Annotated in this window: 25 protein-coding genes and 1 riboswitch; of the genes, 13 read left to right on the top strand and 12 right to left on the bottom strand. The window is 71.6% G+C overall.

The genetic code is table 11. The annotated features are described in order from the left end of the window. The first annotated feature begins 14 nt into the window (after positions 1-14). The 3 genes from RI578_RS22310 (at position 15) to RI578_RS22300 (ending at position 2,715) form a co-directional block, all read left to right on the top strand. Positions 15-857 (top strand): DUF4097 family beta strand repeat-containing protein, encoded by an 843-nt coding sequence (locus RI578_RS22310; protein WP_310872705.1) that lies wholly within the window; start codon positions 15-17, stop codon positions 855-857. A gap of 89 nt (positions 858-946) precedes the next feature. Beyond that, positions 947-1,930 (top strand): ATP-binding cassette domain-containing protein, encoded by a 984-nt coding sequence (locus RI578_RS22305; protein ID WP_310872704.1) that lies wholly within the window; start codon positions 947-949, stop codon positions 1,928-1,930. Further along, a complete protein-coding gene (locus tag RI578_RS22300; RefSeq protein WP_310872703.1) occupies positions 1,927-2,715 on the top strand; it encodes an ABC transporter permease in 789 nt (262 codons plus the stop codon). Before RI578_RS22305 ends, RI578_RS22300 begins: the two co-directional genes overlap by 4 nt. 113 nt (positions 2,716-2,828) lie before the next feature. Here RI578_RS22300 and groL read toward each other — a convergent pair whose 3' ends face one another. From groL to thrC, 4 genes are all read right to left on the bottom strand, one after another. Next, positions 2,829-4,454: a chaperonin GroEL gene (gene groL / locus RI578_RS22295; RefSeq protein ID WP_310872702.1), complete on the bottom strand. Its 1,626-nt coding sequence runs from the start codon at positions 4,452-4,454 to the stop codon at positions 2,829-2,831. A 293-nt stretch (positions 4,455-4,747) separates the two neighbouring features. Then, positions 4,748-4,951 carry a cold-shock protein gene (locus RI578_RS22290; protein WP_004929928.1) on the bottom strand — a complete coding sequence of 68 codons (204 nt, stop codon included), beginning with the start codon at positions 4,949-4,951 and terminating at the stop codon, positions 4,748-4,750. 438 nt (positions 4,952-5,389) lie between these two features. Further along, complete coding sequence (locus RI578_RS22285; RefSeq protein ID WP_121747678.1) at positions 5,390-5,665, bottom strand: MoaD/ThiS family protein; 276 nt, start codon at positions 5,663-5,665, stop codon at positions 5,390-5,392. Then, complete coding sequence (gene thrC / locus RI578_RS22280) at positions 5,662-6,972, bottom strand: threonine synthase (protein ID WP_310872701.1); 1,311 nt, start codon at positions 6,970-6,972, stop codon at positions 5,662-5,664. The genes RI578_RS22285 and thrC overlap by 4 nt, the downstream gene beginning before the upstream one ends. 18 nt (positions 6,973-6,990) lie before the next feature. Next, positions 6,991-7,138, bottom strand: a riboswitch (SAM riboswitch). A gap of 134 nt (positions 7,139-7,272) precedes the next feature. Between thrC and RI578_RS22275 the strand changes: the two genes are divergently transcribed. Both RI578_RS22275 and RI578_RS22270 read left to right on the top strand, forming a co-directional pair. Next, positions 7,273-8,217, top strand: a complete 945-nt coding sequence (locus RI578_RS22275; protein WP_310872700.1) for a glucosyl-3-phosphoglycerate synthase — start codon at positions 7,273-7,275, stop codon at positions 8,215-8,217. A gap of 59 nt (positions 8,218-8,276) precedes the next feature. Then, complete coding sequence (locus RI578_RS22270; RefSeq protein ID WP_310872699.1) at positions 8,277-9,680, top strand: trehalose-6-phosphate synthase; 1,404 nt, start codon at positions 8,277-8,279, stop codon at positions 9,678-9,680. Positions 9,681-9,825: 145 nt separating this feature from the next. On the opposite strand, the gene otsB is transcribed toward RI578_RS22270, so the two are convergent. The 3 genes from otsB to RI578_RS22255 form a co-directional block, all read right to left on the bottom strand. Further along, complete coding sequence (gene otsB / locus RI578_RS22265; RefSeq protein WP_310872698.1) at positions 9,826-10,695, bottom strand: trehalose-phosphatase; 870 nt, start codon at positions 10,693-10,695, stop codon at positions 9,826-9,828. A gap of 67 nt (positions 10,696-10,762) precedes the next feature. Further along, a complete protein-coding gene (locus RI578_RS22260) occupies positions 10,763-10,987 on the bottom strand; it encodes a DUF3263 domain-containing protein (RefSeq protein ID WP_310872697.1) in 225 nt (74 codons plus the stop codon). 52 nt (positions 10,988-11,039) lie between these two features. Then, positions 11,040-12,257, bottom strand: coding sequence for an extracellular solute-binding protein (locus RI578_RS22255; RefSeq protein ID WP_310875832.1), 1,218 nt, complete (start codon positions 12,255-12,257; stop codon positions 11,040-11,042). 230 nt (positions 12,258-12,487) lie between these two features. On the opposite strand from RI578_RS22255, the gene RI578_RS22250 reads away from it, so the two are divergent. The 3 genes from RI578_RS22250 to RI578_RS22240 all read left to right on the top strand — a co-directional run bounded on the left by RI578_RS22250 (position 12,488) and on the right by RI578_RS22240 (position 15,651). Next, on the top strand, positions 12,488-13,405 hold the full coding sequence (locus tag RI578_RS22250; RefSeq protein WP_383554552.1) for an ROK family protein: 918 nt from the start codon (positions 12,488-12,490) through the stop codon (positions 13,403-13,405). Next, complete coding sequence (gene nagA, locus RI578_RS22245) at positions 13,405-14,550, top strand: N-acetylglucosamine-6-phosphate deacetylase (RefSeq protein ID WP_310872695.1); 1,146 nt, start codon at positions 13,405-13,407, stop codon at positions 14,548-14,550. Before RI578_RS22250 ends, nagA begins: the two co-directional genes overlap by 1 nt. Positions 14,551-14,715: 165 nt before the next feature. Next, a complete protein-coding gene (locus tag RI578_RS22240; RefSeq protein ID WP_310875831.1) occupies positions 14,716-15,651 on the top strand; it encodes a 1-phosphofructokinase family hexose kinase in 936 nt (311 codons plus the stop codon). A gap of 40 nt (positions 15,652-15,691) precedes the next feature. Here RI578_RS22240 and RI578_RS22235 read toward each other — a convergent pair whose 3' ends face one another. Then, positions 15,692-16,675: a carbohydrate-binding protein gene (locus tag RI578_RS22235; RefSeq protein WP_310872694.1), complete on the bottom strand. Its 984-nt coding sequence runs from the start codon at positions 16,673-16,675 to the stop codon at positions 15,692-15,694. 118 nt (positions 16,676-16,793) lie between these two features. Next, complete coding sequence (gene cdgB / locus RI578_RS22230) at positions 16,794-18,458, bottom strand: diguanylate cyclase CdgB (RefSeq protein ID WP_310872693.1); 1,665 nt, start codon at positions 18,456-18,458, stop codon at positions 16,794-16,796. A 313-nt stretch (positions 18,459-18,771) separates the two neighbouring features. On the opposite strand from cdgB, the gene RI578_RS22225 reads away from it, so the two are divergent. Both RI578_RS22225 and RI578_RS22220 read left to right on the top strand, forming a co-directional pair. After that, positions 18,772-19,371 (top strand): flavin reductase family protein, encoded by a 600-nt coding sequence (locus RI578_RS22225; protein WP_310872692.1) that lies wholly within the window; start codon positions 18,772-18,774, stop codon positions 19,369-19,371. Between the two features lie 47 nt (positions 19,372-19,418). Next, positions 19,419-19,901, top strand: coding sequence for a GNAT family N-acetyltransferase (locus RI578_RS22220; RefSeq protein ID WP_310872691.1), 483 nt, complete (start codon positions 19,419-19,421; stop codon positions 19,899-19,901). On the opposite strand, the gene arfB is transcribed toward RI578_RS22220, so the two are convergent. Further along, positions 19,902-20,339 (bottom strand): alternative ribosome rescue aminoacyl-tRNA hydrolase ArfB, encoded by a 438-nt coding sequence (gene arfB, locus RI578_RS22215; protein ID WP_310872690.1) that lies wholly within the window; start codon positions 20,337-20,339, stop codon positions 19,902-19,904. Positions 20,340-20,496: 157 nt separating this feature from the next. Between arfB and RI578_RS22210 the strand changes: the two genes are divergently transcribed. Beyond that, positions 20,497-21,072: a TerD family protein gene (locus RI578_RS22210; RefSeq protein ID WP_121747691.1), complete on the top strand. Its 576-nt coding sequence runs from the start codon at positions 20,497-20,499 to the stop codon at positions 21,070-21,072. 79 nt (positions 21,073-21,151) lie between these two features. Here the strand turns inward: RI578_RS22210 and RI578_RS22205 are convergent, their stop codons facing one another. After that, a complete protein-coding gene (locus RI578_RS22205) occupies positions 21,152-21,814 on the bottom strand; it encodes a response regulator transcription factor (protein ID WP_310872689.1) in 663 nt (220 codons plus the stop codon). Positions 21,815-21,845: 31 nt separating this feature from the next. After that, on the bottom strand, positions 21,846-23,072 hold the full coding sequence (locus RI578_RS22200; RefSeq protein WP_310872688.1) for a sensor histidine kinase: 1,227 nt from the start codon (positions 23,070-23,072) through the stop codon (positions 21,846-21,848). 277 nt (positions 23,073-23,349) lie between these two features. Here RI578_RS22200 and RI578_RS22195 point away from each other — a divergent pair, with 277 nt between their 5' ends. Both RI578_RS22195 and RI578_RS22190 read left to right on the top strand, forming a co-directional pair. Next, the gene (locus RI578_RS22195) at positions 23,350-23,919 is read left to right on the top strand and encodes a heme-binding protein (protein ID WP_310872687.1); all 570 of its coding nucleotides are present in this window, start codon (positions 23,350-23,352) and stop codon (positions 23,917-23,919) included. An 80-nt stretch (positions 23,920-23,999) separates the two neighbouring features. Beyond that, complete coding sequence (locus tag RI578_RS22190) at positions 24,000-25,403, top strand: M1 family metallopeptidase (protein ID WP_310872686.1); 1,404 nt, start codon at positions 24,000-24,002, stop codon at positions 25,401-25,403. The last annotated feature ends 30 nt before the right edge of the window (positions 25,404-25,433 follow it).

The following is a 25,433-nucleotide window of genomic DNA, read 5'->3' as shown; positions in this document are numbered from 1 at the left end:
AGGACGGTACAGCCATGCCTTCTTTCGACACTCCCGAACCGATCGCGGTGACCGCCCACGTGGGCGCGGGTTCCATCCGGTTCACCGCGGGGGACCGACTCGACACGGTCGTCGAGGTGCGGCCCGCCGACCCGAAGCGGGACAAGGACGTACGGGCCGCCGAGCAGACCGAGGTCTCGTGTTCCGGCGGCGTCCTGACGATCAGCACGAAGGAGCGCCGGTTCATCGGACCCACCGGCGCCGTCGATGTGTCGGTGGAGCTGCCCGCGGGCTCGCGCATCGACACGACCGGCTCCTGGACGCAGGTGCTCGGCGAGGGCCGGCTCGGCGAGGTCCGGGTGAAGACCTCGGGCGGTGACGTCCGCCTGGACGCTACCGGTCCGCTCCGGCTGACCGCCTCCCACGGCTCGGTCACCGTGGACCGGGTGGAGGGCGCGGCCGAGATCACCACCAGCTCCGGCAGCGTGCGCGTCGGCCTCATCGACGGCCCCGCCGTCCTGAAGAACTCGCACGGCGCCACCACCGTCGGCGTCGCCACCGGCGACCTGCGGGTGAGCCACGCCAACGGCGACATCAGCGTCACCCGCGCCGAGGGCTCCCTCACCGCCACCACCGCCTACGGCACGCTGCGGGTGGGTGAGGTCGCCCGCGGCGAGGTGCAGTTGGAGACCTCCTACGGCGCCATCGAGGTCGGCATCCGCGAGGGCACGGCCGCCTGGCTCGACGCGCACTCGGGCGCCGGACGCGTCCGCAACACGCTCACCGCGTCCGACACCCCTGGGGAGAGCGAGGACACCGTCAAGATCCGGGCCCGCACCAAGTACGGCAACGTCGACGTCCGCCGCGCCAGGGTCTGAGCACAGCCGCAACAGACCGCCACTGCCCCAGCGACTTCCGTCCCAGCCACTCCACCCCCGAACGGGAGGGCTCCGTGCCTTCGTCTGTCATGCCCACATCCAGGAAGGGTGACGGTCACCCGGCGCCGGCCGCCGTCTCCACCGTCGGCCTGCGCAAGTCCTACGGCGACAAGGTCGTCCTCGACGGCATCGACCTGCACATCCCGGCCGGGTCCGTGTTCGCCCTGCTCGGCCCGAACGGCGCCGGCAAGACCACCGCCGTCAAGATCCTCTCCACCCTCGTCTCCGCCGACGGCGGCCAGGCCCAGGTCGCCGGCCACGACATCGCCACGTCACCGGACGGAGTGCGGGCCGCGATCGGTGTCACCGGGCAGTTCTCCGCCGTGGACGGCCTGATCACCGGCGAGGAGAACATGCTCCTCATGGCCGACCTGCACCACCTCTCCAAGAAGGAGGGGCGACGGGTCACCGCCGAACTGCTGGCACGCTTCGACCTCACCGAGGCGGCGAAGAAGCCCGCCGCCACCTACTCCGGCGGCATGAAGCGCCGCCTCGACATCGCCATGACCCTCGTCGGCGACCCCCGCATCATCTTCCTCGACGAACCCACCACCGGCCTCGACCCCCGCTCCCGCCACAACATGTGGCAGATCATCCGCGAACTCGTCACCGGCGGCGTCACCGTCTTCCTCACCACCCAGTACCTCGAAGAGGCCGACCAGCTCGCCGACCGCATCGCCGTACTCAACGACGGCAGGATCGCCGCCCAGGGCAGCGCCGAGGAACTGAAGCGGCTCATCCCCGGCGGACACATCCGGCTCCGCTTCACCGACCCGGCCGCCTACCAGCGCGCCGCCTCCGCACTGGGCGAAGTCACCCGGGACGACGAGGCACTGGCACTGCGACTCCCCAGCGACGGCAGCCAGCGCGAGCTGCGCTCCGTCCTCGACCGGCTGGACTCCGCCGGCGTCGAGGCCGACGAACTGACCGTGCACACCCCCGACCTCGACGACGTGTTCTTCGCCCTGACCGGCCCCGGCATCCCGAACCAGCCCAAGGAGACTGTCCGATGAGCTCCCTCTCCCTCGCCGTGCGCGACTCGTCCACCATGCTGCGCCGCAACCTGCTGCACGCCCGGCGCTACCCGTCCCTCACCCTGAACCTGCTGCTCACGCCGATCGTGCTGCTGCTGCTCTTCGTCTACATCTTCGGCGACGTGATGAGCGCGGGGATGGGCGGCGGCGCCGACCGCTCCGCGTACATCGCCTACCTGGTGCCGGGCATCGTGCTGATGACCATCGGCGGCACCGTGGTCGGAACCGCGGTGTCCGTCTCCATGGACATGACCGAGGGCATCATCGCCCGCTTCCGCACCATGGCGATCCACCGCGGCTCCGTACTCATCGGGCACGTCATCGGCAGCGTGCTCCAGTCGGTCTTGAGCGTGGTCCTCGTCGGTGCCGTCGCCGTGGCCATCGGCTTCCGCTCCACCGACGCCACCGCCGTGGAGTGGCTGGCCGCGTTCGGGCTCCTCGCGCTGGTCGCCACGGCGCTCACCTGGATCGCCGTCGGGATGGGCATGGTCAGCCCGAACGCCGAGGCGGCCAGCAACAACGCGTTGCCGATGATCCTGCTGCCGCTGCTCTCCAGCGCCTTCGTCCCGGTCGACGCGATGCCGGGCTGGTTCCAGCCGGTCGCCGAGTACCAGCCCTTCACCCCCGCCATCGAGACCCTGCGCGGGCTGCTGCTCGGCACCGAGATCGGCCACAACGGGTGGCTCGCGCTCGCCTGGTGCCTGGCTCTCTCCGCGCTCGGCTACTTCTGGTCGAAGGCGGTCTTCAACCGCGACCCGAAGTAGCCGGGACGGGGCCGGCGGCGAGCACCCCGGACGCGCCCGAGGGCGGCACCCCCTGCCGGAACAGGGGGTGCCGCCCTCGGTACGTGAAGGACGGTTGATCAACCAGAGGTCGATCAGAAGTCCATGTCACCGCCCGGCATGCCGCCCGGGGCGCCGCCCGCGGCGGCCTTCTCCGGCTTGTCGGCGATGACGGCCTCGGTGGTGAGGAACAGCGCGGCGATGGAGGCGGCGTTCTGCAGGGCAGAGCGGGTCACCTTCGCCGGGTCGATGATGCCTTCGGCGATCATGTCGACGTACTCACCGGTCGCGGCGTTGAGGCCGTGGCCGACGGTCAGGTTGCGGACCTTCTCCACGACGACGCCGCCCTCGAGACCGCCGTTGACGGCGATCTGCTTCAGCGGGGCCTCCAGGGCGAGCTTCACGGCGTTGGCGCCGGTCGCCTCGTCACCCGACAGCTCCAGCTTCTCGAAGACCTGGGAGGCCTGGAGCAGGGCCACGCCACCACCGGCGACGATGCCCTCCTCGACGGCCGCCTTCGCGTTGCGAACGGCGTCCTCGATGCGGTGCTTGCGCTCCTTGAGCTCGACCTCGGTGGCGGCACCGGCCTTGATGACGGCCACGCCGCCGGCCAGCTTCGCCAGGCGCTCCTGGAGCTTCTCGCGGTCGTAGTCCGAGTCGCTGTTCTCGATCTCGGCGCGGATCTGGTTGACCCGGCCCTGGACCTGGTCGGCCGAGCCGGCGCCGTCCACGATCGTGGTCTCGTCCTTGGTGATGACGACCTTGCGCGCGCTGCCCAGGAGGTCGAGCGTGGCGTTCTCCAGCTTGAGGCCGACCTCCTCGGAGATCACCTCGCCGCCGGTGAGGATGCCGATGTCCTGGAGCATCGCCTTGCGGCGGTCGCCGAAGCCCGGGGCCTTGACGGCGACGGACTTGAAGGTGCCGCGGATCTTGTTGACGACCAGGGTCGACAGGGCCTCGCCCTCGACGTCCTCGGCGATGATCAGCAGCGGCTTGCCCGACTGCATGACCTTCTCCAGGAGCGGCAGCAGGTCCTTGACGTTGCCGATCTTGGAGTTGGCGATCAGGATGTACGGGTCGTCGAGCGACGCCTCCATACGCTCCATGTCGGTGGCGAAGTACGCCGAGATGTAGCCCTTGTCGAAGCGCATACCCTCGGTGAGCTCCAGCTCCAGACCGAAGGTCTGGGACTCCTCGACGGTGATGACGCCTTCCTTGCCGACCTTGTCCATGGCCTCGGCGATGAGCTCGCCGATCTGGGTGTCGGCGGCGGAGATGGAGGCCGTGGAGGCGATCTGCTCCTTGGTCTCGACGTCCTTCGCCTGCTCCAGCAGGGCGGCGGAGACGGCCTCGACGGCCTTCTCGATACCGCGCTTCAGGGCCATCGGGTTGGCACCGGCGGCGACGTTGCGCAGGCCTTCCTTGACCAGGGCCTGGGCGAGAACGGTCGCGGTGGTCGTACCGTCACCGGCGACGTCGTCCGTCTTCTTGGCGACTTCCTTGACCAGCTCGGCGCCGATCTTCTCGTACGGGTCCTCGAGCTCGATCTCCTTGGCGATGGAGACACCATCGTTGGTGATCGTGGGGGCGCCCCACTTCTTCTCGAGGACGACGTTGCGGCCCTTGGGGCCGAGCGTCACCTTGACGGCGTCCGCGAGCTGGTTCATGCCGCGCTCGAGGCCGCGCCGTGCCTCCTCGTCGAACGCGATGATCTTGGCCATGTGAAGTGGTCCCTCCAGGACTGGGGGTGATTCCTTCGGACCGCGCCCGCGCCCGCGACGGACGGCTCGCCGACCTGGCGGTTCCTTCCCCACCCGGCCCGCGGACCTCACCGACTCGGTCCTTCGTTGTCACTCTCACCTTCAGAGTGCTAACGCCAATGATTAGCACTCGCCCCTGCCGAGTGCAAGCGCCTCTCGGGGATCGGCGCGGGTTCCGGGCAGACCGAAGGGCCCGCACCCCGTGGGGTGCGGGCCCTTCGGAGAAGACCGCTGACTTGCCGTGGTCGCGCGTCTCAGGCGCTGAGGCGAACCATGTCGGCCTGCGGGCCCTTCTGACCCTGCGAGATCTCGAACTCGACCCGCTGGCCTTCTTCGAGGGTGCGGTAGCCGTCCATCTGAATCGCGCTGTAGTGGACGAAAACATCCGCACCACCGTCGACCGCGATGAAGCCGTACCCCTTCTCCGCGTTGAACCACTTGACGGTGCCCTGAGCCATGCCTAACTCCCCTATTACTGGCCCTTGCACAGATCCGCACTTCGCGGACCCGGGTCAGACCTCACCCCCCACGACTGGGGGCGTGCGCCGGAACGCGTCGACCGCGGCTGAATGTATCTGTCCAACTGCCGTCTGCAACAGGTCAATCGGACGAGAAATCTGGACGTACCCGGTCCGGAATGTGGCGAGAATTCGCCTGAATTCGGGTCAAGTCGGGGCACACAAAAAGAACAAAAGCCGCGAAATACGCCCACACTTTGGCTACATCTGGTCGGGCGAGCGGCAGGAATTCAGGGTTCCCGACCTTCCGATCGGGAGCGCGTTCCCCAACTCTACCGCGCTCAACCACATGGAATTGCCCCCTCCGCTTCTCTTACGGAGGGGGCAATTCGATGAACCGAGCGTTACTGCGATTACCGGAGGTAATCGAGGGGCGGGTCAGCCGCCGGCGACCGCCGGGATGATGGAGACGCCGGCGCCCTCGGGGGTCGCGGTCTCCAGGCCCTGCTCGAAGCGGACGTCGTCGTCGTTGACGTAGACGTTGACGAAGCGACGCAGCTTGCCCTGGTCGTCCAGGACACGGGCGGCGATACCGGTGTGGTTCTTCTCCAGGTCGGCGATGACCTCACCGAGGTTCGCGCCGTCGGCGGCGACCTCGGCCTTGCCGCCGGTGTAGGTGCGCAGGATGGTCGGGATGCGAACGGTCACGCTCATGCGAGGCCAGCCTCTCGGAAGGAGTCCAGGTTCGGGCGGATGGTGGCGGTGAGGCCGGTGCCGGCCACCGCGTCGAGGGTCTTCAGGCCGTCGCCGGTGTTGAGGACGACGGTGGTGAGGGACGGGTCCAGGACGCCGTCCTCGATCAGCTTCTTCGTGACGCCGACCGTCACGCCGCCCGCCGTCTCCGCGAAGATGCCCTCCGTGCGGGCCAGCAGCTTGATCGCGTCCACGACCTGCTCGTCGGTCACGTCCTCCACGGCGCCGCCGGTGCGGCGCGCGATGTCGAGGACGTAGGGGCCGTCGGCCGGGTTGCCGATCGCCAGCGACTTGGCGATGGTGTCCGGCTTCTGCGGGCGTACGACGTCGTGGCCGGCCTTGTACGCGGTGGACACCGGCGAGCAGCCCTTGGCCTGGGCGCCGAAGATCTTGTACGGCTTGTCCTCGACCAGACCGAGCTTGATCAGCTCCTGAAGACCCTTGTCGATCTTCGTGAGCTGGGAGCCGGAGGCGATCGGGACGACGAGCTGGTCGGGCAGCCGCCAGCCGAGCTGCTCGCAGATCTCGTACGCCAGGGTCTTGGAGCCCTCCGCGTAGTACGGCCGCAGGTTGACGTTGACGAAGCCCCAGCCCTCGCCCGCCGAGTCGCCGATCAGCTCGGAGCAGAAGCGGTTCACGTCGTCGTAGTTGCCCTCGATGCCGACCAGCTCACCGCCGTAGACGGCGGCCATGACGACCTTGCCCTGCTCCAGGTCGTGCGGGATGAACACGCAGGAGCGGAAGCCGGCGCGGGCGGCGGCGGCGCCGACGGCACCCGCGAGGTTGCCGGTGGAGGAGCAGGACAGGGTGGTGAAGCCGAAGGCGCGGGCGGCCTCGATGGCCTGCGCGACGACGCGGTCCTTGAAGGAGTGCGTCGGGTTGCCGGAGTCGTCCTTGACGTAGAGACCGCCGGTGACGCCCAGCTCGCGGGCCAGGTTGTCGGCCTTGACCAGCTTGGTCCAGCCAGGGTTGATGTTCGGCTTGTCGGCCACGTCGGCGGGGACGGGCAGCAGCGGGGCGTAACGCCAGATGTTCGCGGGGCCCGCTTCGATCCGCTTGCGCAGTTCCTCGGTGTCGTACGCCGAGAAGTCGTAGGCGATCTCGAGCGGGCCGAAACACTCCTCGCAGGCGAAGACCGGGCCGAGGGGCACGCGGTGACCGCACTCGCGGCAGGTGAGCGCCGCGGCGGGACCGAGGTCGACCGGGGAGGCGGCGGAGGGGGTGGAAGCGGTGGTGTCGGTGTTGCTTGCGACAGTCTGCACAGCCATGTGAGGCGAGGCCCTTTCTCCTCATCTTCCTCACGACGCATCTCGCCGTGAGACGGATTTGGCACCTTCCCTAGCCGGGAGCCTCGCCACGTCCGCGTGACAAGAACCGACTGGAGGGTTGCCGGGGCTTCAACGGGCCGTATCCCTCTGCCCCTCTGGATGAGCGGTCTTCAGTTGTTGTTCGCGCGGCGACCCCGGCATGCGATGGTCACCCGCGTTGTTCAAGACTGTAACCGACGTCCATCACTGTTGAGATAGTCGTCCGAACCGCGAGATGGATCACAGAGGGAGCCGGAGACCGTGCTGGAAGAAGTCGAGCGCTGGCTGAGCGCACGCTCCTGGTCCGTGACGGACCGGCCGATCCAGCAGCTCATGGCCGCCAAGCACGCCACCGGGCAGTCCGTCAGCGTGGTGCTCCCCGCCCTCGACGAGGAGGCGACCGTCGGCGGCATCGTCTCGGTGATCCGCCGGGAGCTGATGGAGCGGGTGCCGCTCGTGGACGAGCTGGTGGTCGTGGACTCCGGGTCGAGGGACCGTACGTCGGCGGTGGCCGCGGCGGCGGGCGCCCGTGTCGTGCACCGCGACACGATCCTCCCCCGCGTACCGGCCGTGCCGGGCAAGGGCGAGGTGCTGTGGCGCTCGCTGCTGGTGACCGGCGGCGACATCGTCTGCTTCGTCGACGCGGACCTGCGCGAGTTCTCGGCCGACTTCGTGTCCGGGATCGTCGGCCCGCTGCTCACCGAGCCGGACGTGCACCTCGTGAAGGCCATGTACGACCGGCCCCTCGACGCCGCTCCCGGCCAGGGCGGCCGGGTCACGGAACTCATGGCCCGTCCGCTGCTCAACATGCACTGGCCGCGGCTGGCCGGCTTCGTCCAGCCGCTCGGCGGCGAGTACGCGGCCCGCCGCTCCCTCCTCGAACGGCTCCCCTTCCCCGTCGGCTACGGAGTCGAGCTGGGCATGCTGGTCGACGCCCTGCACCTGGTGGGCCTGGACGCCCTCGCACAGGTCGACGTCGGCGTCCGCAAGCACCGGCACCAGGACGGCCAGGCACTGGGCCGCATGTCCGCCGCCATCTACCGCACCGCCCAGCTCCGGCTGGCCCGCGGCCACCTGGTCCGGCCGTCGCTCATCCAGTTCGAGCGGGGCACCGACGGCTTCGAGCCGCGCACGTACTCCGTGGACACCGAGGAACGGCCCCCGATGACGGAGATCGCGGAGTACGCAGCCCGGAAGGTCGCGTGAGCGCCGCCACGCCGTCCGACCACGTTTGAGGGTTTCGGGGCCGGGCTAGGTTGAGGCGTATGGCTTCAAGCTTCGGTACTGCTCAGGTGCTGGTCGCCTCCAACAGGGGGCCGGTCTCGTACGAGGTACGGGAGGACGGTTCGCTGCACGCCAGACGCGGCGGTGGCGGGCTGGTCTCCGGACTGTCGGCCATCGGGCCGGACGCGGGGGCGCTGTGGGTGTGCTCCGCGTTGAGCGACGGCGACCGCGAGGCGGTACGGCGCGGGGCCGGCGAGGACGGCGTACGGATGCTGGACGTACCGGCCGACGTGCACGCGGACGCGTACAACGGCATCGCCAACTCCGTGCTGTGGTTCGTGCACCACATGCTCTACCAGACCCCGCTCGAGCCGGTCTTCGACGCGGAGTTCCGGCGGCAGTGGGCCTCCTACGAGGCGTACAACCGGGCCTTCGCCGAGGCGCTGGCCGAGGAGGCGGCCGAGGGCGCGGTCGCGATCGTGCAGGACTACCACCTGACGCTGGTGCCGGGGATGCTGCGGGAGCTGCGGCCGGATCTCAGGATCGGCCACTTCTCGCACACGCCGTGGGCGCCGGTCGACTACTTCCGGCTGCTGCCGGACGACATCGCCGAGCAGGTGCTGCGCGGCATGCTCGGCGCCGACCGGCTCGGGTTCCTCACCCGTCGGTGGGCGGACGCGTTCACCGCGTGCTGCGACGCCGTGGTGGGCGGGATCGGTGGCACCGAGATCGGCGTGCACGGGCTCGGCGCGGACGCGGACTTCCTGCGGCAGCGGTCGCACGAGGCCGACGTGGACGAGCGGATGGCGGCGCTGCGGGCGGAGATCGGGGCGGCCCCTGACGGGAGCGCGCGCCGGACGATCGTGCGGGTGGACCGGACCGAGCTGTCGAAGAACATCGTGCGGGGGCTGCTGGCGTACCGGGAGCTGCTGGCCGGGCGGCCCGAGTGGCGCGAGCGGGTCGTGCACGTCGCGTTCGCCTACCCCTCGCGGCAGGATCTCGCCGTGTACCGGGACTACACCGCCGAGGTGCGGCGGGTCGCGGATTCGATCAACGAGGAGTTCGGGACGGCCGGGTGGACGCCGGTCGTGCTGCATGTGAAGGACGACTTCTCGCGGTCGCTGGCGGCGTACCGGCTGGCGGACGTGGCGCTGGTCAACCCCGTCCGGGACGGGATGAACCTCGTCGCGAAGGAGGTGCCGGTCGTCTCCGACGAGGGGTGCGTGCTGGTGCTGTCCCGGGAGGCGGGGGCGTACGAGGAGCTGGGGGACGACGCGGTGGTGGTGAATCCGTACGACGTGTCGGGGACGGCGGAGGCGTTGCACGAGGCGTTGTCGGTCGGTGCCGGGGAGCGGGCGGAGCGGTCGAAGAGGTTGGCGGCGGCGGGGACGGCGTTGCCTCCGGCGCGGTGGTTTCTTGAGCAATTGGAGGCGTTGCGGGGCTGAGGGGGGCGTTGCGCTGCCCGGCGTTGCGGGGTGCCGCCTGCGCCCACCCGTGCCGCCCTAGGCGGCACGAATGCCCGCAGGCTGGGGCGGCACCAATGCCCGCAGGCTGGGGCGGCACGAATGCCCGCAGGTTGGGGCTGAGCTGCTACGCGAGGCGTGCGGCCAGGGAACGCAGGAGGTGCACCACGCCCTCCGGGCCGTCGACCACCACGTCCGCTCGTTTGCGGAGGTCGGGGACCTCGTCGCTGCCGCTGCAGACCAGGAGGCCGGGGGTGCCCTCCGTGCGGAGGGTGTCGACGGCCGTGAAGGCGGGGAGGTCGCCGAGGTCGTCGCCGGCGTAGAGGACGGCCCCCGCGTCCAGCTCCCGCACGTAATCCCGCAGGGCGGCGCCCTTGTCCATGCCGGGTGGGCGCAGTTCCAGGACCATGCGGCCCGGTTCGACGATGAGGCCGTGGCGGGTGGCGAGGTCGGCGAGCGGGGCGCGCAGAGTGTCGAAGGCGGCCTGGGGGTCGGGGGCGCGGCGGGTGTGGACGGCGACCGCGTGGCCCTTCTCCTCGATCCACGTGCCCTGGCCCGCCCCGGAGCGCTCCAGCAGCCCCGGCAGCTCGGCGCGGACGGCGGCGACGCCGGGGTGCGGTTCGGGGGTGGTGAGGGCGCCGGTGGCGGCGTCCCAGCGCTCGGCGCCGTAGTGGCCGAGGACGACGAGGTGGTCCAGGCCGGGGACGTCGGCGAAGCCGCCGTGGTGGACCGCGACCTCGGCCGGACGGCCGGTGATCACCGCGACGGAGGCGACCTCCGGGGCGAGGGCCGCGAGCGCCGGTACGGCATCCGGGTGGGCGCGGGCCCGGTCGGGGTCGGCGACGATCGGGGCGAGCGTGCCGTCGAAGTCGAGGGCGATCACCGCGCGGCCGGGGGCGGCGAGGAGGGCGTCGAGCCCTTCGCGCCCGGCCGCCGTCGCGGGGGTCGGCAGGTGGTCCGGGGAGTCGTCACGGGTGGAGTCCTGGTGGCTGCCCATACCGCGAACCTATCCCGCCCGGGCGGAAGACAATCTCACCGCTGCCTACCACTGCCTCGCCGCTGCCTCACCGCTCCGAGCGGCGCGACTCCCGTATCCGGCGCAGGCGGTTGACCGTCACCGGATCCGCCGCCAGGGCGCGGGGGTCGTCCAGGAGGGCGTTGAGCAGCTGGTAGTAGCGGACGGGGGCCAGGCCCAGCTCCTCGCGGATCGCGCGCTCCTTCACGCCGGGGCCGGAAAAGCCGCGGCGCTCCAGCGCGAGGATGTCGCGCTCCCTCTGTCCCAGGTCCATGGACGGCACCGTAACGCCCGCCACCGACAGCGGGCCGCTACTCCCTACGCCGCTACTCCGCGCTGCCCGCCCGCATCGCCGTCGTCTGGATCTGGCCGAGTACCTCCTCGGGGCTGCCGCCGGGGGCGACCGCCTGGCCGATCTGCTTCTTGACGTCCGCGCTGACCGAGGCCCAGGAGGTCTTGCCGACCGGGTACAGCTCGGAGAGCAGCAGCTCGTCCAGGAAGGGCTTGAGCTTCTTGTCCTCCGCGGCCGTGCTCATGACCTGGGACGCGGACGTGGTCACCGGCAGCAGGTCGTACTTCCGGGAGAAGTCGAGGACGTTCTCGTCGCTGTAGACGAAGTCGAGGAAGTCGCCGACCTCCTCCTGGTGGCCGTTCTCCTTGAAGGCCGTCATCCAGTCGGTGACGCCGAGCGTGTTCCGGCTCTCGCCGTCGATGCCGGGAGTGGTCACCATGCCGTACTTGACCCCCTTGTCGGAGGCCATCTTCATCAGCGAGGGGTGCCCGTTGAGCATGCCGACGTCGCCGTTGGCGAAGGCGGCGAAGGCGTCGGCCCGGTCGAGCTCGCCGGGGGCGACCGGGCCGGTGAGGCCCTCGCCGACCAGTTCGTCCCGCAGCCAGGTGAAGGTGGTGACGTTCTGCGGCGAGTCGACGGAGTAGGTGCCGACGTCGTCGGTGTAGCCGCCCCCGCCGCTGAGCATCCACTGCATCGTCTCGGCCTGCGCCTCCTCGGCGCCCAGCGGCAGCGCGTACGGGTACTTCACGCCCTCCGCCTTGAGCGCCTCGGCGGCGTCCGCGAGGTCGTCCCAGCTCTTGGGCGGGGTGACGCCGGCCTCTTCGAAGAGGGTCTTGTTGTAGAAGAGCACGCGGGTGGAGGCCGCGAAGGGCAGGCCGTACTGCACCCCGTTGACCTGGCCCGCGCCGGCGAGCTGGGAGACGAAGTCGGCCTGGACCGGGATGGAGAGCACCTCGTCGGCGCTGTAGAGCAGGTCCTTGTCCGCGTAGTCGGAGTAGGCGCCGATCTGCGCCAGGTCGGGCGCCTCGCCGGCCTCGACCATCTCGCGGACCTCGCGGTCGACGTCGGTCCAGGAGTGGACGGTGACGTCCACCTGCACGTCGGGGTGCTCGGCCTCGTAGGCCTTGGCCAGCTCGTCCCAGTATTTCTGGGAGCTGTTGGCCTTGCTGTCGCCGTAGTCGGCGGCGACCAGTTTCAGCGTCACCTCGCCGGAGTCCCCGGTGAGCCCGCAGCCGCCGAGGACCGCTGTCATGCCCAGCGCGGACACCACCGCGATCGTTCCTGTCCTACGCCGCTGCACCGTGATTCCCCAACCCTGCCGACGACTCGTCGTTCACTGCTTTGCTTACGCGTTCGCTTGTTCGCTTGTTCGCTTAACGGATTAAGGTCTACACCACGGCAGTGGACTAGACCTCTCCCGGGTCAACGGGCCACACTGTCCCCGTGAGACATGTCATCGCCCTCGATGTGGGCGGCACCGGGATGAAGGCCGCCCTGGCGGGGCCGGGGGGCGAGCTGCTGCACCAGGCCCGCCGGGCCACCGGCCGCGACCGCGGGCCCGACGCCGTCGTCGCGGGCATCCTGGACTTCGCCGCCGAACTGCGCGCCTACGGTGCCGACCGGTTCGGCGAGCCCGCCCGTGCCGCCGGCGTGGCCGTCCCCGGCATCATCGACGAGGAGCACGGCACCGCCGTGTACGCGGCCAACCTCGGCTGGCGCGACGTACCGCTGCGTGCGCTGCTCGGCGACCGGCTCGGCGGTATCCCGGTCGCCCTCGGCCACGACGTGCGCACCGGCGGGCTCGCCGAGGGCCGGATCGGGGCCGGGCAGGGCGCCGACCGGTTCCTGTTCGTGCCGCTGGGCACCGGCATCGCGGGCGCCATCGGCATCGACGGCCGGGTGGAGTCGGGCGCCCACGGCTTCGCGGGCGAGATCGGCCACATCGTCGTACGGCCCGGCGGCACCCCGTGTCCGTGCGGGCAGCGCGGCTGCCTGGAGCGGTTCGCGTCCGCGTCGGCGGTCAGCCAGGCGTGGGCCGAGGCGTGCGGCGACCCGGACGCGGACGCCGCCGACTGCGCCAAGGCCGTCGAGTCGGGCGACGCCCGCGCGCTCGCCGTGTGGCGGGACGCCGTGGACGCGCTCGCCGACGGGCTGGTCACCGCCCTCACTCTGCTGGACCCGCGCGTCCTGATCATCGGTGGCGGCCTCGCCGAGGCGGGGGAAACCTTGTTCACACCGCTGCGGGACGCCGTCCGGCGGCGCGTCACCTTCCAGAAGCTGCCGGAACTGGTCCCCGCGGCGCTGGGGGACACCGCCGGCTGCCTGGGTGCCGGGCTCATGGCCTGGGACCTGCTCAGCACCACTCCCACAACCGCGACTCCCCCGGAGGTAACCACCTGATGGCCCCAAGCAAGGTTCTCGCCGGTGCCCGGGTGGTACTGCCCACCGGCACCGTGGACGACGGCCGCGTGATCGTCGGCGGCACGCGGATCGCGGACACGGCGCCCCCGGGGGCGGAAGTCATCGACGTGTCGGGCCACTGGGTGGTCCCCGGCTTCGTCGACATCCACAACCACGGCGGCGGCGGCGCCTCCTTCACCGGCGGCACCCACGAGGACATCCGCAAGGGCGTCGAGACCCACCGACGGCACGGCACGACGACGGTGGTCGCCTCCGCCGTCACCGGTGACCTGGACTTTCTCGCCCGGCAAGCCGGGCTGCTCGCCGAGCTGGCCCAGCAGGGCGACATCGCCGGCATCCACTTCGAGGGGCCGTTCATCTCCCCGTGCCGCAAGGGCGCGCACGACGAGCAGCTGCTGCGCGACCCCGACCCGGCCGAGGTCCGCAAGCTGATCGACGCCGCGCACGGCCACGCGAAGATGATGACGCTGGCCACCGAGCTGCCGGGCGGCCTGGACTCCGTACGGCTGCTCGCGGAGCACGGCGTGATCGCGGCGGTCGGGCACACCGACGCCACGTACGAGCAGACGCTCCAGGCCATCGACGCGGGCGCCACGGTCGCCACGCACCTGTTCAACGCGATGCCGCCGCTCGGCCACCGCGCCCCCGGCCCGATCACCGCGCTGCTGGAGGACGAGCGGATCACCGTCGAGCTGATCAACGACGGCACCCATCTGCACCCGGCCGCGCTCCGCCTCGCCTTCCACCACGCGGGCGCCGCCCGGGTCGCCTTCATCACCGACGCGATGGACGCGGCCGGCTTCGGCGACGGCCGCTACCTGCTCGGCCCGATGGAGGTCGAGGTCGCCGACGGCGTGGCCCGGCTGGTGGAGGGCGGCTCGATCGCGGGCTCCACGCTCACCCTGGACCGCGCCTTCAAGCGGGCGGTGACGGTGGACGGGCTGCCCGTCGAGGACGTCGTCGCGGCGATCTCCGCCAACCCGGCGCGGCTGCTCGGCCTGGCCGACCGGGTCGGCTCCCTGGAACCCGGCAGGGACGCCGACCTGGTGGTCCTGGACGACGCCTTCGACCTGGTGGGCGTCATGCGCCGGGGCGAATGGGTGGTCGATCCCCAACTGGGCTGATCCGTCCCCGAGTCCGGCCCCGGACCGGCCGACGGTGGCCGATCCCGGGGGTGGGCCCACCGCCGTCCTTTTGGCATGATCGTGTCCCCGGAAGACAACTTCCGGGGACACACGGCAGCCGCAGCCGATCGGGGGAGGTCGACACAGGTGACACAGGTGACACGGGTGATCCTCACCGTCACGCTGAACACCGCTCTCGACATCACCTACCGTGTCCCGGCCCTGCGCCCCCACGCCTCCCACCGGGTCACCGCGGTGACGGAGCGCCCCGGCGGCAAAGGGCTGAACGTGGCCCGGGTGCTGGCGACCCTCGGACACCGGGTGACGGTCACCGGCTTCGCGGGCGGCACCACCGGGGACGTCGTGCGCGAGGGACTCACCGGCGTGCCCGGGGTGACCGACGCGCTCGTACCGGTCGCGGGGGCGACCCGCCGCACCATCGCCGTCGTCGACGAACGCACCGGCGACACCACCCAGCTCAACGAACCCGGCCCGGCCGTCGCCCCCGCCGAGTGGAACGCCTTCCAGGAGACCTACGAGGACCTGCTGGCCGGTGCCGCCGCGGTGGCCCTGTGCGGCAGCCTGCCGCCTGGCGTCCCGGTGAACGCCTACGCCGGGCTGATACGCACCGCCCGCGCCGCCGGCGTCCCCGTGCTGCTGGACACCAGCGGGGAGCCGCTGCGCCGGGGGGTCGCCGCCCGACCGGACCTGATCAAGCCGAACGCCGACGAACTGGCCGAGCTGACCGGTTCGCACGAGCCGCTGCGGGCCACCCAGGCCGCCCGGCGCCGCGGTGCCCGCTCGGTGGTCGCCTCGCTGGGCGCCGACGGGCTGCTCGCGGTGACCCCGGAGGGCCGCTGGCGCGCCGCGCCGCCCGCCCACGTCCACGGCAACCCGACCGGCGCGGGCGACTCGGCGGTCGCGGGACTGCTCTCGGGCCTGGTCGAGCACCTGCCCTGGCCGGACCGCCTGGCCCGCGCGGTCGCCCTGTCCGCGGCGACGGTGCTGGCACCGGTGGCGGGCGAGTTCGACCGGGGGGCGTACGAGGAGCTGCTCGGACGCGGGGTCGCGGTGACGGCGGAGGCGGCGGGCGCGGCGTAACGCGCCGGCCGGGGACGCCCCAGGGCCTGTCCGCCGGTCCCTAGTCCTTGACCTGGCCCTTCTTCAGGGAGAACTGGTCCAGCAGGACGTTGCACTTGTCGCCGTCGGCGCAGGAGAGCGAGATGGTGTTGGTGCCCTTGTTGAGGGTGGGCCAGGCGTAGGTCTTGGTCCAGCCCTTGGCGAAGTCGCCGTCCTCGGCACCGGTGAAGTTGCCCAGGTTCAGCTTGCTGCCGAACTCCTTGCCGTTGACCGTCAGGGTCATCGACTGGTCCTCGCCGGCCGCGCTGTAGCCGGCGAAGAGGGTGTAGAGGCCGTCCTCGGGGATGCCGTCCACGGTCCAGGTGACCGAGGCGCCGGGCTGGTTGAGATTGGCCACATAGACGCCGCCGTCCGACCGGGCGCCGTCGATCTCCGACGCCGTCGCCACGCCGGGCGACAGCCGCAGCGCCTTCGCGTCCACGGCCGGGAGCTTCACCTCTTCCTCGGCCCCGTCGCTCGCCGACGGGCTCGGCTCGGTGGTGTCGGACTGGGTGGGGGCGGTGCCGCCACCCGCCTCGTCGCCGCCCTTGTCGTCCTCCGAGCCGCTGCTCGTCATGGCCACGGCGATACCGATGACCACCGCCGCGACGACCGCGACCGCGCCGATCAGCAGACCCTTGGTGTTGGGGCCGCGGCGCCCGCCGCCCCCGCCGTGCGCCGACTGCTGCGGTGCGGTGGGAGAACCGCCGCCGGGGAAGGTCTCCGGCGCCGCGTAGTGCGCGTTCGGCCGGCCGTAGGCGCCCTGCTGCTGGCCGTAGGTGCCCTGCTGCTGCGGGGCGGCCTGGCCGTAGGCCGCGGTCTGGGCGGCCTGGCCCTGTGGTGCTCCGTACTGCCGCGTGCCGACGGGACGCACCCGGTTGACCGAGTTCGGGTAGCCGTAGCCACCGGACGGCGGCTGGGCCCCGTTGGCCTGCCCGTCGGCGTAGAGGTAGCCGAAGGGGTCGTCGTCCTCGGGCGTGCTCGCGCCGTTGTTGCCGGGCGTCATCCCTAGGTCTCCTAACCAGATGCGGTGCGTGTGCGGTATGGGTGTGAGATGGCGAGCCTACCCGCTCCCACTGACCCGAAAGGGTGACTCAGACCGCATCAAGGCGCTGACCTGGTGATCATCCGGCTCGGCGATGCTGTTTGGGACGAGATCGTTTCTCGACGTACATCCGTTCGTCAGCTGACTTCAGCACTTCGTCCGCCGTCATGCCGCAGTGGGCCCACCCGATGCCGAAACTGGCACCCACGCGGACGGCCCTTCCCTCGGCCCGGATGGGCTGGATGATCTCGTTGCGCAGCCGTACGGCGAGGTCCTGGGCGTCGGCCCGGCCGAGCCCGTTGGCGAGGATCACGAACTCGTCGCCGCCGAGCCGGGCCACCGTGTCGCCGTCGCGCACGCCGCCGCTGAGCCGGCGGGCGACCTCGATGAGCACGGTGTCACCGGCGTTGTGCCCGAACCGGTCGTTGATCGACTTGAAGCCGTCCAGGTCGCAGAAGAGGACCGCGAGCCCCTTCGTGCCGTCGTCCCGGCCGTCCGCGGGGGCGACGGCGTGCACATGGTGGTCGTAGGCGCCGTACGGCTCGGTGACCGCGCCGAAGTCGAAGGTGTGGCCGCCGGAGTCGAGGACGGCGGAGTCCCCGTACGCGGCGTCCATGGCGTCCACCACACCCGCGTGCGGCGACTGCGGGCGCCGGCAGAGCCGGGCGGCGAGGCGGGAGCGCAGCTCGGCGGAGTTCGGCAGGCCGGTGAGGGAGTCGTGGGAGGCGCGGTGGGCGAGCTGGAGCTCGCGCCGCTTGCGCTCCTCTATGTCCTCGACGTGGGTGAGCAGGAAGCGCGGCCCGTCGGCGGCGTCGGCGACGACACTGTTGCGCAGCGAGACCCAGACGTAGGTGCCGTCGCGGCGGCCCAGGCGCAGCTCGGCCCGGCCGCCCTCGGCGGAGGTGCGCAGCAGGGTGCCGATGTCCTCGGGGTGGACGAGGTCGGAGAAGGCGTAGCGGCGCATCGCGGAGGCGGGGCGGCCGAGGAGGCGGCAGAGCGCGTCGTTGGTGCGCAGGATCCGGCCGTGCTGGTCGCCGCCCATCTCGGCGATGGCCATGCCGGAGGGGGCGTACTCGAAGGCCTGCCGGAAGCTCTCCTCACTGGCCCTGAGCGCCTGCTGGTCGCGCTCCAGGCGGACCAGGGCGCGCTGCATGTTGGAGCGGAGCCGGGCGTTGCTGATCGCGATGGCGGCCTGGAACGCGTACATCTGCAAAGCCTCGCGGCCCCAGGCCCCGGGGCGGCGGCCGTTGCGCGGCCGGTCCACGGACAGGACGCCGATCAGCTCGCCGCTGTTGCCACTGCCCTGCGGGCCGGGCGCGTACATCGGGGCGAAGAGCCGGTCCGAGGGGTGCCACTCGTCCTCGAAGCGGGGCGCGGGCCCGTCGGTGTACCACTGCGGGACGTCGTCGTCGTCGAGGATCCAGCCCTCGGTGTGGGGTATGAAGATCAGGTCGCCCCACTGCTCGCCCATGCTCAGGCGGCGGTCCCAGGACTCCCGGGAGCCCGCCCGGCCGGTGATGAGCGCCTCGGCGGCCTGGTTGCCGGAGAAGGCGGCGACGACGAGGTCGCCGTCGGGGCGGACCAGGTTGATGCACGCCAGCTCGTACCCGAGGGCCTGGACGACGCCGTCGGCGACGGTCTGCAGGGTGTCGGCCAGGCTGCGGGCCGTGTTCATGTCGGCCATGACCTGGTGCAGTTGACGCAGGGACGCAAGACGGACGTAGGGCTCCGACTCGGTCTCCATGCTCGCCCTCCCCCCGAGACCTCGCAGCGAATCAAGGGTTCTCTTCGGCGCCCTTACTGATGGTGCCCTTGCAGGTTCCCCGCCACTGAATCACAGCGCGCTCCCCACTCGGTACACAGGGTCAACAATTACCGCTCCTTGTGACTCAAGTCACAGCGAAAGATGAACAATTGAGTGGTGTTTCTGCGTTTTCCCTGTGCGTTTACTGAACGCAAAGTTTGTAGGTATGCGCACGTCTCCTTCTGTGGTCCTAGGTCCCGATTCGGACCGGGGCCCGATGCCCCGCCCGCGGCCCGCCGATTAGCGTGGCGGGGTGCCGAACACTCCTTCCCTCGCGTCCCCCGCGTCCCCCACGCTCCCGTTGCCGTCGCCCCTCGCCGGGCATGCTGAGGGGGTGAGCAACGAGGAGTTCCGTGCCGCCATGTCCCGGCTGGCCTCGGGCGTGGTCCTGGTGACCGCGCAGGAGCCGCCGCTCGACCCCGACGACCCGCAGGCACCGCGCGGCGAGGACGTCGGGATGACGGCCACGGCGTTCATGTCGGTGTCCCTGGACCCGCCACTGGTCCTGGTCAGCCTGCGCGAGGGCTCCCGCATGGACGACCTGCTCGACGAGCAGCCCCTGTGGGCGGTCTCCGTCCTGTCCGAGAGCCAGCGGCACATCGCGGGCCGCTTCGCGATGAAGGGCCGCGTCAGCGACCGGCTGCTGTTCGCGGACATCCCCTACCTGCGGGGCGAGGCGTCCGGAGCGCCCCTGGTGGGCGGGGCGCTGGCGACCCTGGAGTGCCGTACCGAGCAGCGGGTGCCCGCCGGCGACCACACGCTGGTCATCGGCCGCGTACTGACCGCCTCGCTGCCGAGCGCGGACGGGGGGCCGCTGGCGTACTTCAAGGGGCGGTACCGGCAGCTGGGCTGAGCCGAATTCGCTCGCCCGCGCGTGAGCCGCGTATTTAGGGTGCGCGCATGACGACCGGTACCTCGATCCGACCCCCGCTCCGGCTGGTGGAGATCACTCCCGCGAACCTCGACACCGCCCTCGGCATACGGGTGCTCCCCGAGCAGGAACACGCCGTCTCCCCGGTGGTGAAGTCCCTGGCCGAGGCCTACGTCCACCCCGACGCCGCCTGGCCCCGGCTGATCCTCGACGGCGACCGCCCCGTCGGCTTCCTCATGGCCTTCTTCGACATCGACTGGTACGAGGACGGCAGCGTCCGGCGCTCCGGGCTGTGGCGGCTGAACATCGCGGCCGGGGAGCAGGGCCGGGGGTACGGCCGCTTCGCCGTGGAGTCGGTGGCCCAGGAGGTCCGCCGCCGCGGCGGCAAGGAATGCTGGGTGACCTGGCATCCGGGCCCGGACGGCCCCGAGGGCTTCTACCTGGGCCTGGGCTTTGGCCCCAACGGGGAGACCAGCGAGGGCGAGACGGTGGGCGTGCTGGAGCTGGGCTAGCTAGTCCCAGCTCTTCGGGGTGCGGCCCCGCTTGGTCTGCGAGCGCTGTTTCTTCTCCCGCAGCCGGCGTTCGTTGATGCCGCGCGGGATGCGGGTCGGCCTGCGGGGCTTGGGCGGGGGCGCGGTGGCCTCGGCGAGGAGCGCGGCGAGGCGTACGGCGGCGGTCTCGCGGTTGCGCCACTGGGAGCGGTGCTCGGAGGCGCGGACGGTGACGACGCCGTCGGTCAGGCGCCCGGCCAGCCGCTCCAGGGCCCGCGTCTTCCACACCTCCGGCAGGGCCTCGGTCCTCGCCAGGTCGAAGCGGAGTTCGACCGCCGTGTCCGTGGTGTTGACGTGCTGGCCGCCGGGCCCCGAGGAGCGCGAGAAACGCCAGACGAGCTCGGCCTCGGGCAGGGAGACGGAGCCGCGGATGACATGGGGACCGGACATGCCGTCCATGTTCCCGTCCCCGGACGGCCCACGTCATCCCAATATCCTGATCCAGGCCTCGGTAAAGAAAGTAAAGAGAGCAGGAACCTTGCGTACCCCTCTCGTCGTTCATGGGGGTAGCTGTAGCTTTCTTGCCGTACGTACACGAAGGAAGGGACTCCCAACAATGGCTGTAAGCCTGTCCAAGGGTGGCAACGTCTCGCTCACCAAGGAGGCTCCGGGCCTGACCGAAGTCACCGTGGGCCTCGGCTGGGACGTCCGCACCACCACCGGCACCGACTTCGACCTCGACGCCTCCGCGATCGCGGTCAACACGGAGGGCAAGGTCTACTCCGACGCCCACTTCGTGTTCTTCAACAACAAGCAGACGCCGGACAACACGATCGTCCACACCGGTGACAACCGCACGGGCGAGGGCGCCGGCGACGACGAGGCGATCAACGTCAACCTGGCCGGCCTCCCGGCCGACATCGAGAAGATCGTCTTCCCGGTGTCGATCTACGACGCCGAGAACCGTTCGCAGAACTTCGGCCAGGTGCGCAACGCCTACATCCGCATCCTCAACAAGGCCGGCGGCGCCGAGATCGCCCGCTACGACCTCTCCGAGGACGCGGCCACCGAGACCGCCATGGTCTTCGGCGAGCTGTACCGCAACGGCGCCGAGTGGAAGTTCCGCGCCGTCGGCCAGGGCTACGCCTCGGGCCTGGTGGGCATCGCCCAGGACTTCGGTGTGAACGTCTGACGTTCACTCACCCGTTCGTTCCGTACGAAGGCCCCCCGGTCGTGCGCCGGGGGGCCTTCGGCGTACCGGCAGCGGGGCGTCACGGCAGCAGGCGCCGCTCCTTGGCCACCGCGACCGCGCCCGCGCGGGTGTCGACGCCGAGCTTGTCGTAGATGCGGCGCAGATGGGTCTTCACCGTGGCCTCGCTGATGAACAGGGCGCGGGCGATCTCCCGGTTGCCGAGTCCGGTGGCGAGCTGGGCCAGGATGTCGCGTTCGCGGTCGGTGAGGGAGGGGCGCGGGCTGCGCATGTTGGCCATGACCCGGCTGGCGACCGGTCCGGACAGAGCCGTGCGGCCCTCGGCGGCGGCGTGGATGGCCGCGAAGAGTTCCTCGGGGCGTTCGGCCTTCAGCAGATAGCCGGTCGCGCCGGCCTCGATGGCGCGGGTGATGTCGGCGTCGGTGTCGTACGTGGTGAGGACCAGGACGTGCGGGGCGGTTCCCCCGGCTTCTTCGGCCTGCGTGAGGCGGCGGGTGGTCTCCACGCCGTCGATGCCCTCGCCGAGTTGAAGGTCCATCAGCACCACGTCCGGCGCCAGCCGCGCGGCGAGCGCGAGCGCCTCCTCGCCGGTTCCCGCCTCGCCGGCCACCTCGATGCCGGGGGCGCTGTCGAGCAGGGCGAGCAGCCCGGCGCGTACGACGACGTGGTCGTCGCAGACCAGGATGCGCACGGGGGCGGGGCCACTGCCTGCCGGGTCGGTCATCGGGGGGCCTCCAGCGGGGTGGCCGAAGCGGTCATCGGGGTGCCTCCAGCGGGTCGGCCGGGTCGGTTCGGGGCGCTTCCAGGGGGACGGCGGCGGACAGGACGGTGCCCTCGCCGGGCGCGGACTCGACGGTCAGGGTGCCGCCGAGCTGACGCAGCCGGGCGCGCATGGCGGGCAGCCCGTGTCCGCGCACCCCGGCGGGGGCGTCGGGCAGCGCGGCCGGGTCGAAGCCCTGCCCGTCGTCGGTGACGTCCAGGACGGCCTGGTCGTCGAGGAGGGTGAGGGTGAGCGCGACGGTGGACGCGTCCGCGTGTTCCCGGACGTTGGCCAGGGCGCCCTGGGCGATGCGCAGCAGGGCCGACTGGACGCGGTCGGGCAGCGGCGGGACGCGGGCGCCGTCGTCCACGTGGACGCGCACGGTGAGGTGGTCGCCGGACTCCCGTGCGGCCAGGGCACGCAGCGCCGCCTGAAGGCCGCCGCCGCGGGCGAGGTCGGCGGGGGCGAGGTCGTGGACGAAGCGGCGGGCCTCGGTGAGGTTGTGCTCGGCGACGGAGGCGGCGCCCCGGACGTGGGTGCGGGCCTTGCCCGGGTCGGACTCCCAGACCCGCTCGGCCGCCTGGAGCAGCATCCGCTGGCTGGACAGGCCCTGGGCGAGACTGTCGTGGATCTCCATGGACAGCCGCTGGCGTTCGGCGAGGGTGCCCTCACGGCGCTCGGAGGCGGCGAGTTCGCGGCGGGTGCGGATCAGGTCGTCGATCAGGGCGCGCTGCCGGGCCGCCTGCCGTTCGGTGTGCAGGAACACGGCGGCGGCGATCGCGGCGACGGCGGGCGGCGCGAGCAGCAGGTTCGGGTCGAAGCGCCCGGCGAGCCGGAACTGCGCGGCGACGACGAACACCGTCAGGACGGTCACCAGCACGAGCGCCGCCCGGGCCGGCAGGGTGCGCAGGCCGGTGTAGAAGAGGGGCACCGCGCACCAGGAGAAGCTGGGCGCGAGGACGACCAGCACCATCCACACCACGACCACCAGGCCGAGCCAGGCCAGGCGCCGCCGGGTGGGCCGCGCACCGGGGCCGCTCAGGACGGGGCCGAGCAGGTGCAGCACGGCCAGCGCGAGGGACAGGGCGAGGATCCACGGGGTGCGGGGCTCGCCGGGGTGGCGCAGCAGGAAGCGGGCCAGGGCGCCGCCGAGCAGCAGGAAGAACGCCACGTGCATGACGGCGCCGAGCCACCGGGTGTCCGGGTCGTACGGCTTCGGCATCCCACGCGCCTCCTTTGTCGCCTTCGTGTCCTACAACGTGCCGTAGGAGACCGCTGAGCTGCGCGGACACTCCCATGGTGGCCCTTCGGGAGGGCCGGCGGGTCAGCCGATCGGATGACCCCGCCGTCGCCCGTTCCGTCGCCCACGAGCACCCGGAACGGCGACCGTGCGCCCGGGGTGCGGGGCGGAGGGTGGAGAGCAGACGGAACAACCCCTTTCCCACCCCCTTCCCCACCGCGATATCCCCCCGATATCCCACCCCGAGGAGCAGACCACCATGAAGAAGACCCTCTCCCGGCGGACCCGCATCGCCACCGGCGGCGCCGTTCTCGCCGCCGTCGCCGCCGGCACCTTCGGCACGGTGGCGGCGAACGCCTCCGCACCGCAGGCCGCCCAGGACTCCGCCGTGGCCACCGCCCCCGCCGCCGCGGCCGGAAAGCGTGACACCACCACCTCCACGCACCTGACGATCGGCGCCGCGAACGAGGCGGCGCGGGCCGCGCTGAAGGCCGCCGAGAAGGAGGGCCAGCGGATCACGGTCGCGGTCGTCGACCGCAACGGCAACACGATCCTCACCATGCGCGGCGACGGCGCCGGCCCGCAGTCCTACGAGTCGGCCGAGAAGAAGGCGTTCACCGCGGTCTCCTGGAACGCGCCGACCAGCGAGTTGGAGGGCCGCCTGGAGAACGCCCCGAACCTGAAGGACATCCCGGGCACCCTGTTCCTGGGCGGCGGCGTCCCGGTCACCGCCGACAAGGCGCCGATCGCCGGCATCGGCGTCGCGGGTGCCCCGTCCGGCACGCTGGACGAGAAGTTCGCGCAGGCGGGTGCGGCGGCGATCGACTAGCAACGCCCCACGCCTCCCCAAAGGCCCCGACAGCCGGTCCCAGCGGGCGTTTCACGTGAAACGCCTCATAGGATCACGACGTGCGCACCACCCGTCTGCTCGTAGCCGCCGCCACCGCCACCGCCCTCGCGGCGTGCAGCGGTGGCGGCGCGGTCGACGGCACCCCCGGTGGCTCGGGCGTGCGCGACCCGTACTTCCCGAAGGCGGGAAACGGCGGCTACGACGTCGGGCACTACGACCTGACCCTGGCCTACGACCCCGACGCCGAGCACCTCACCGGCACCGCGACGATCACCGCCCGCGCGACCCGGGACATGTCCGCCTTCAACCTCGACCTCAAGGGCCTGGACGTCGAGAAGGTCACGGTCGAGGGCCGGAACGCCCGCTTCAACCGGGCCGGACAGGAGCTGACCGTCCGCCCGGCGGACGAGCTGGACGACGGGGAGACGTTCCGTGTGACCGTCCGCTACTCCGGCGACCCGGTGACGGTGACCGACCCCGACGGCTCCGAGGAGGGCTGGCTGCCCACCGAGGACGGCGCGGTCGGGCTCGGTCAGCCGACGGGCTCGATGGCCTGGTTCCCCGGCAGCCACCACCCTTCCGACAAGGCCACCTACGACCTCGCGGTGACCGTGCCGGAGGGGCTCGGGGCGGTCTCCAACGGCGAGTTGACGGGCGAGAGGACCCGCGACGGCCGGACGACGTTCACCTGGCACACCGCCGAGCCGATGTCGAGCCACGTCGTCACGGTGGCCGTCGGCGACTGGGAGACCGACCGCTCCACCACCGACGACGGCTTGCCGGTGTACACGGCCGTCGACCCGGAGCAGGCCGACGCGAGCCGGAAGGTCCTGGGGCGGATCCCCGAGATCGTGGAGTGGGCCGAGGAGAACTTCGGCCCGTACCCCTTCTCCTCCACCGGCGCGATCGTCGACCGGGTCCAGGACGCCGGCTACGCCCTGGAGACCCAGAACCGGCCGTACTTCCCCGGCGCCCCCGACACCGTCCTGCTCGTCCACGAACTCGCCCACCAGTGGTACGGGAACTCCGTCAGCCCGAAGACCTGGCAGGACATGTGGCTCAACGAGGGGTTCGCCACCTACGCCGAGTGGCTGTGGGAGGAGGACGAGGGCGGCGACAGCGCGCAGCAGACCTTCGACGCGCTCTACGACGGGACCTACTACCCCGACGAGGACGCCGACGCCTCGATCTGGGCGTTCCCGCCCGCTGACCCGCCCGACGCGGAGGACATCTCCGCGAGCCCCGTCTACCAGCGCGGCGCGATGGTCCTGCACAAGATCCGCCAGAAGGTCGGCGACGACGCCTTCTGGGACCTCCTGCGTGGCTGGGCCACCGCCCACCGCCACGGCAACGCGGACACCGACGACTTCACGGCGTACGTGGAGAAGTCGGCGCCGGACGAGGACTTCACGGAGATCTGGGAGGACTGGCTGTACGGGGACGGCCGGCCGGAGAGCCCGTGAGGCACCGCACCGCGACCGGTCCGGCGCCGG

The sequence above is a fragment of the Streptomyces sp. BB1-1-1 genome (genome assembly GCF_031597775.1).
GTDB classification, from domain to species: Bacteria; Actinomycetota; Actinomycetes; order Streptomycetales; family Streptomycetaceae; genus Streptomyces; species Streptomyces thinghirensis.
This window is presented reverse-complemented; position numbering and strand designations above follow the sequence as displayed.

Coding starts and splice junctions, on each gene's coding strand:
- RI578_RS22290 (WP_004929928.1), bottom strand. CDS start 4,951: ATGGCTCAGGGCACCGTCAAGTGGTTCAACGCGGAGAAGGGGTACGGC.
- otsB (WP_310872698.1), bottom strand. CDS start 10,695: ATGGGCAGCCACCAGGACTCCACCCGTGACGACTCCCCGGACCACCTG.
- RI578_RS22255 (WP_310875832.1), bottom strand. CDS start 12,257: ATGACAGCGGTCCTCGGCGGCTGCGGGCTCACCGGGGACTCCGGCGAG.
- groL (WP_310872702.1), bottom strand. CDS start 4,454: ATGGCCAAGATCATCGCGTTCGACGAGGAGGCACGGCGCGGCCTCGAG.
- RI578_RS22310 (WP_310872705.1), top strand. CDS start 15: ATGCCTTCTTTCGACACTCCCGAACCGATCGCGGTGACCGCCCACGTG.
- RI578_RS22260 (WP_310872697.1), bottom strand. CDS start 10,987: ATGGACCTGGGACAGAGGGAGCGCGACATCCTCGCGCTGGAGCGCCGC.
- thrC (WP_310872701.1), bottom strand. CDS start 6,972: ATGGCTGTGCAGACTGTCGCAAGCAACACCGACACCACCGCTTCCACC.
- RI578_RS22210 (WP_121747691.1), top strand. CDS start 20,497: ATGGCTGTAAGCCTGTCCAAGGGTGGCAACGTCTCGCTCACCAAGGAG.
- RI578_RS22305 (WP_310872704.1), top strand. CDS start 947: ATGCCCACATCCAGGAAGGGTGACGGTCACCCGGCGCCGGCCGCCGTC.
- arfB (WP_310872690.1), bottom strand. CDS start 20,339: ATGGACGGCATGTCCGGTCCCCATGTCATCCGCGGCTCCGTCTCCCTG.
- RI578_RS22220 (WP_310872691.1), top strand. CDS start 19,419: ATGACGACCGGTACCTCGATCCGACCCCCGCTCCGGCTGGTGGAGATC.
- RI578_RS22195 (WP_310872687.1), top strand. CDS start 23,350: ATGAAGAAGACCCTCTCCCGGCGGACCCGCATCGCCACCGGCGGCGCC.
- RI578_RS22250 (WP_383554552.1), top strand. CDS start 12,488: ATGAAGGCCGCCCTGGCGGGGCCGGGGGGCGAGCTGCTGCACCAGGCC.
- RI578_RS22270 (WP_310872699.1), top strand. CDS start 8,277: ATGGCTTCAAGCTTCGGTACTGCTCAGGTGCTGGTCGCCTCCAACAGG.
- nagA (WP_310872695.1), top strand. CDS start 13,405: ATGGCCCCAAGCAAGGTTCTCGCCGGTGCCCGGGTGGTACTGCCCACC.
- RI578_RS22300 (WP_310872703.1), top strand. CDS start 1,927: ATGAGCTCCCTCTCCCTCGCCGTGCGCGACTCGTCCACCATGCTGCGC.
- RI578_RS22285 (WP_121747678.1), bottom strand. CDS start 5,665: ATGAGCGTGACCGTTCGCATCCCGACCATCCTGCGCACCTACACCGGC.
- cdgB (WP_310872693.1), bottom strand. CDS start 18,458: ATGGAGACCGAGTCGGAGCCCTACGTCCGTCTTGCGTCCCTGCGTCAA.
- RI578_RS22205 (WP_310872689.1), bottom strand. CDS start 21,814: ATGACCGACCCGGCAGGCAGTGGCCCCGCCCCCGTGCGCATCCTGGTC.
- RI578_RS22200 (WP_310872688.1), bottom strand. CDS start 23,072: ATGCCGAAGCCGTACGACCCGGACACCCGGTGGCTCGGCGCCGTCATG.
- RI578_RS22235 (WP_310872694.1), bottom strand. CDS start 16,675: ATGACGCCCGGCAACAACGGCGCGAGCACGCCCGAGGACGACGACCCC.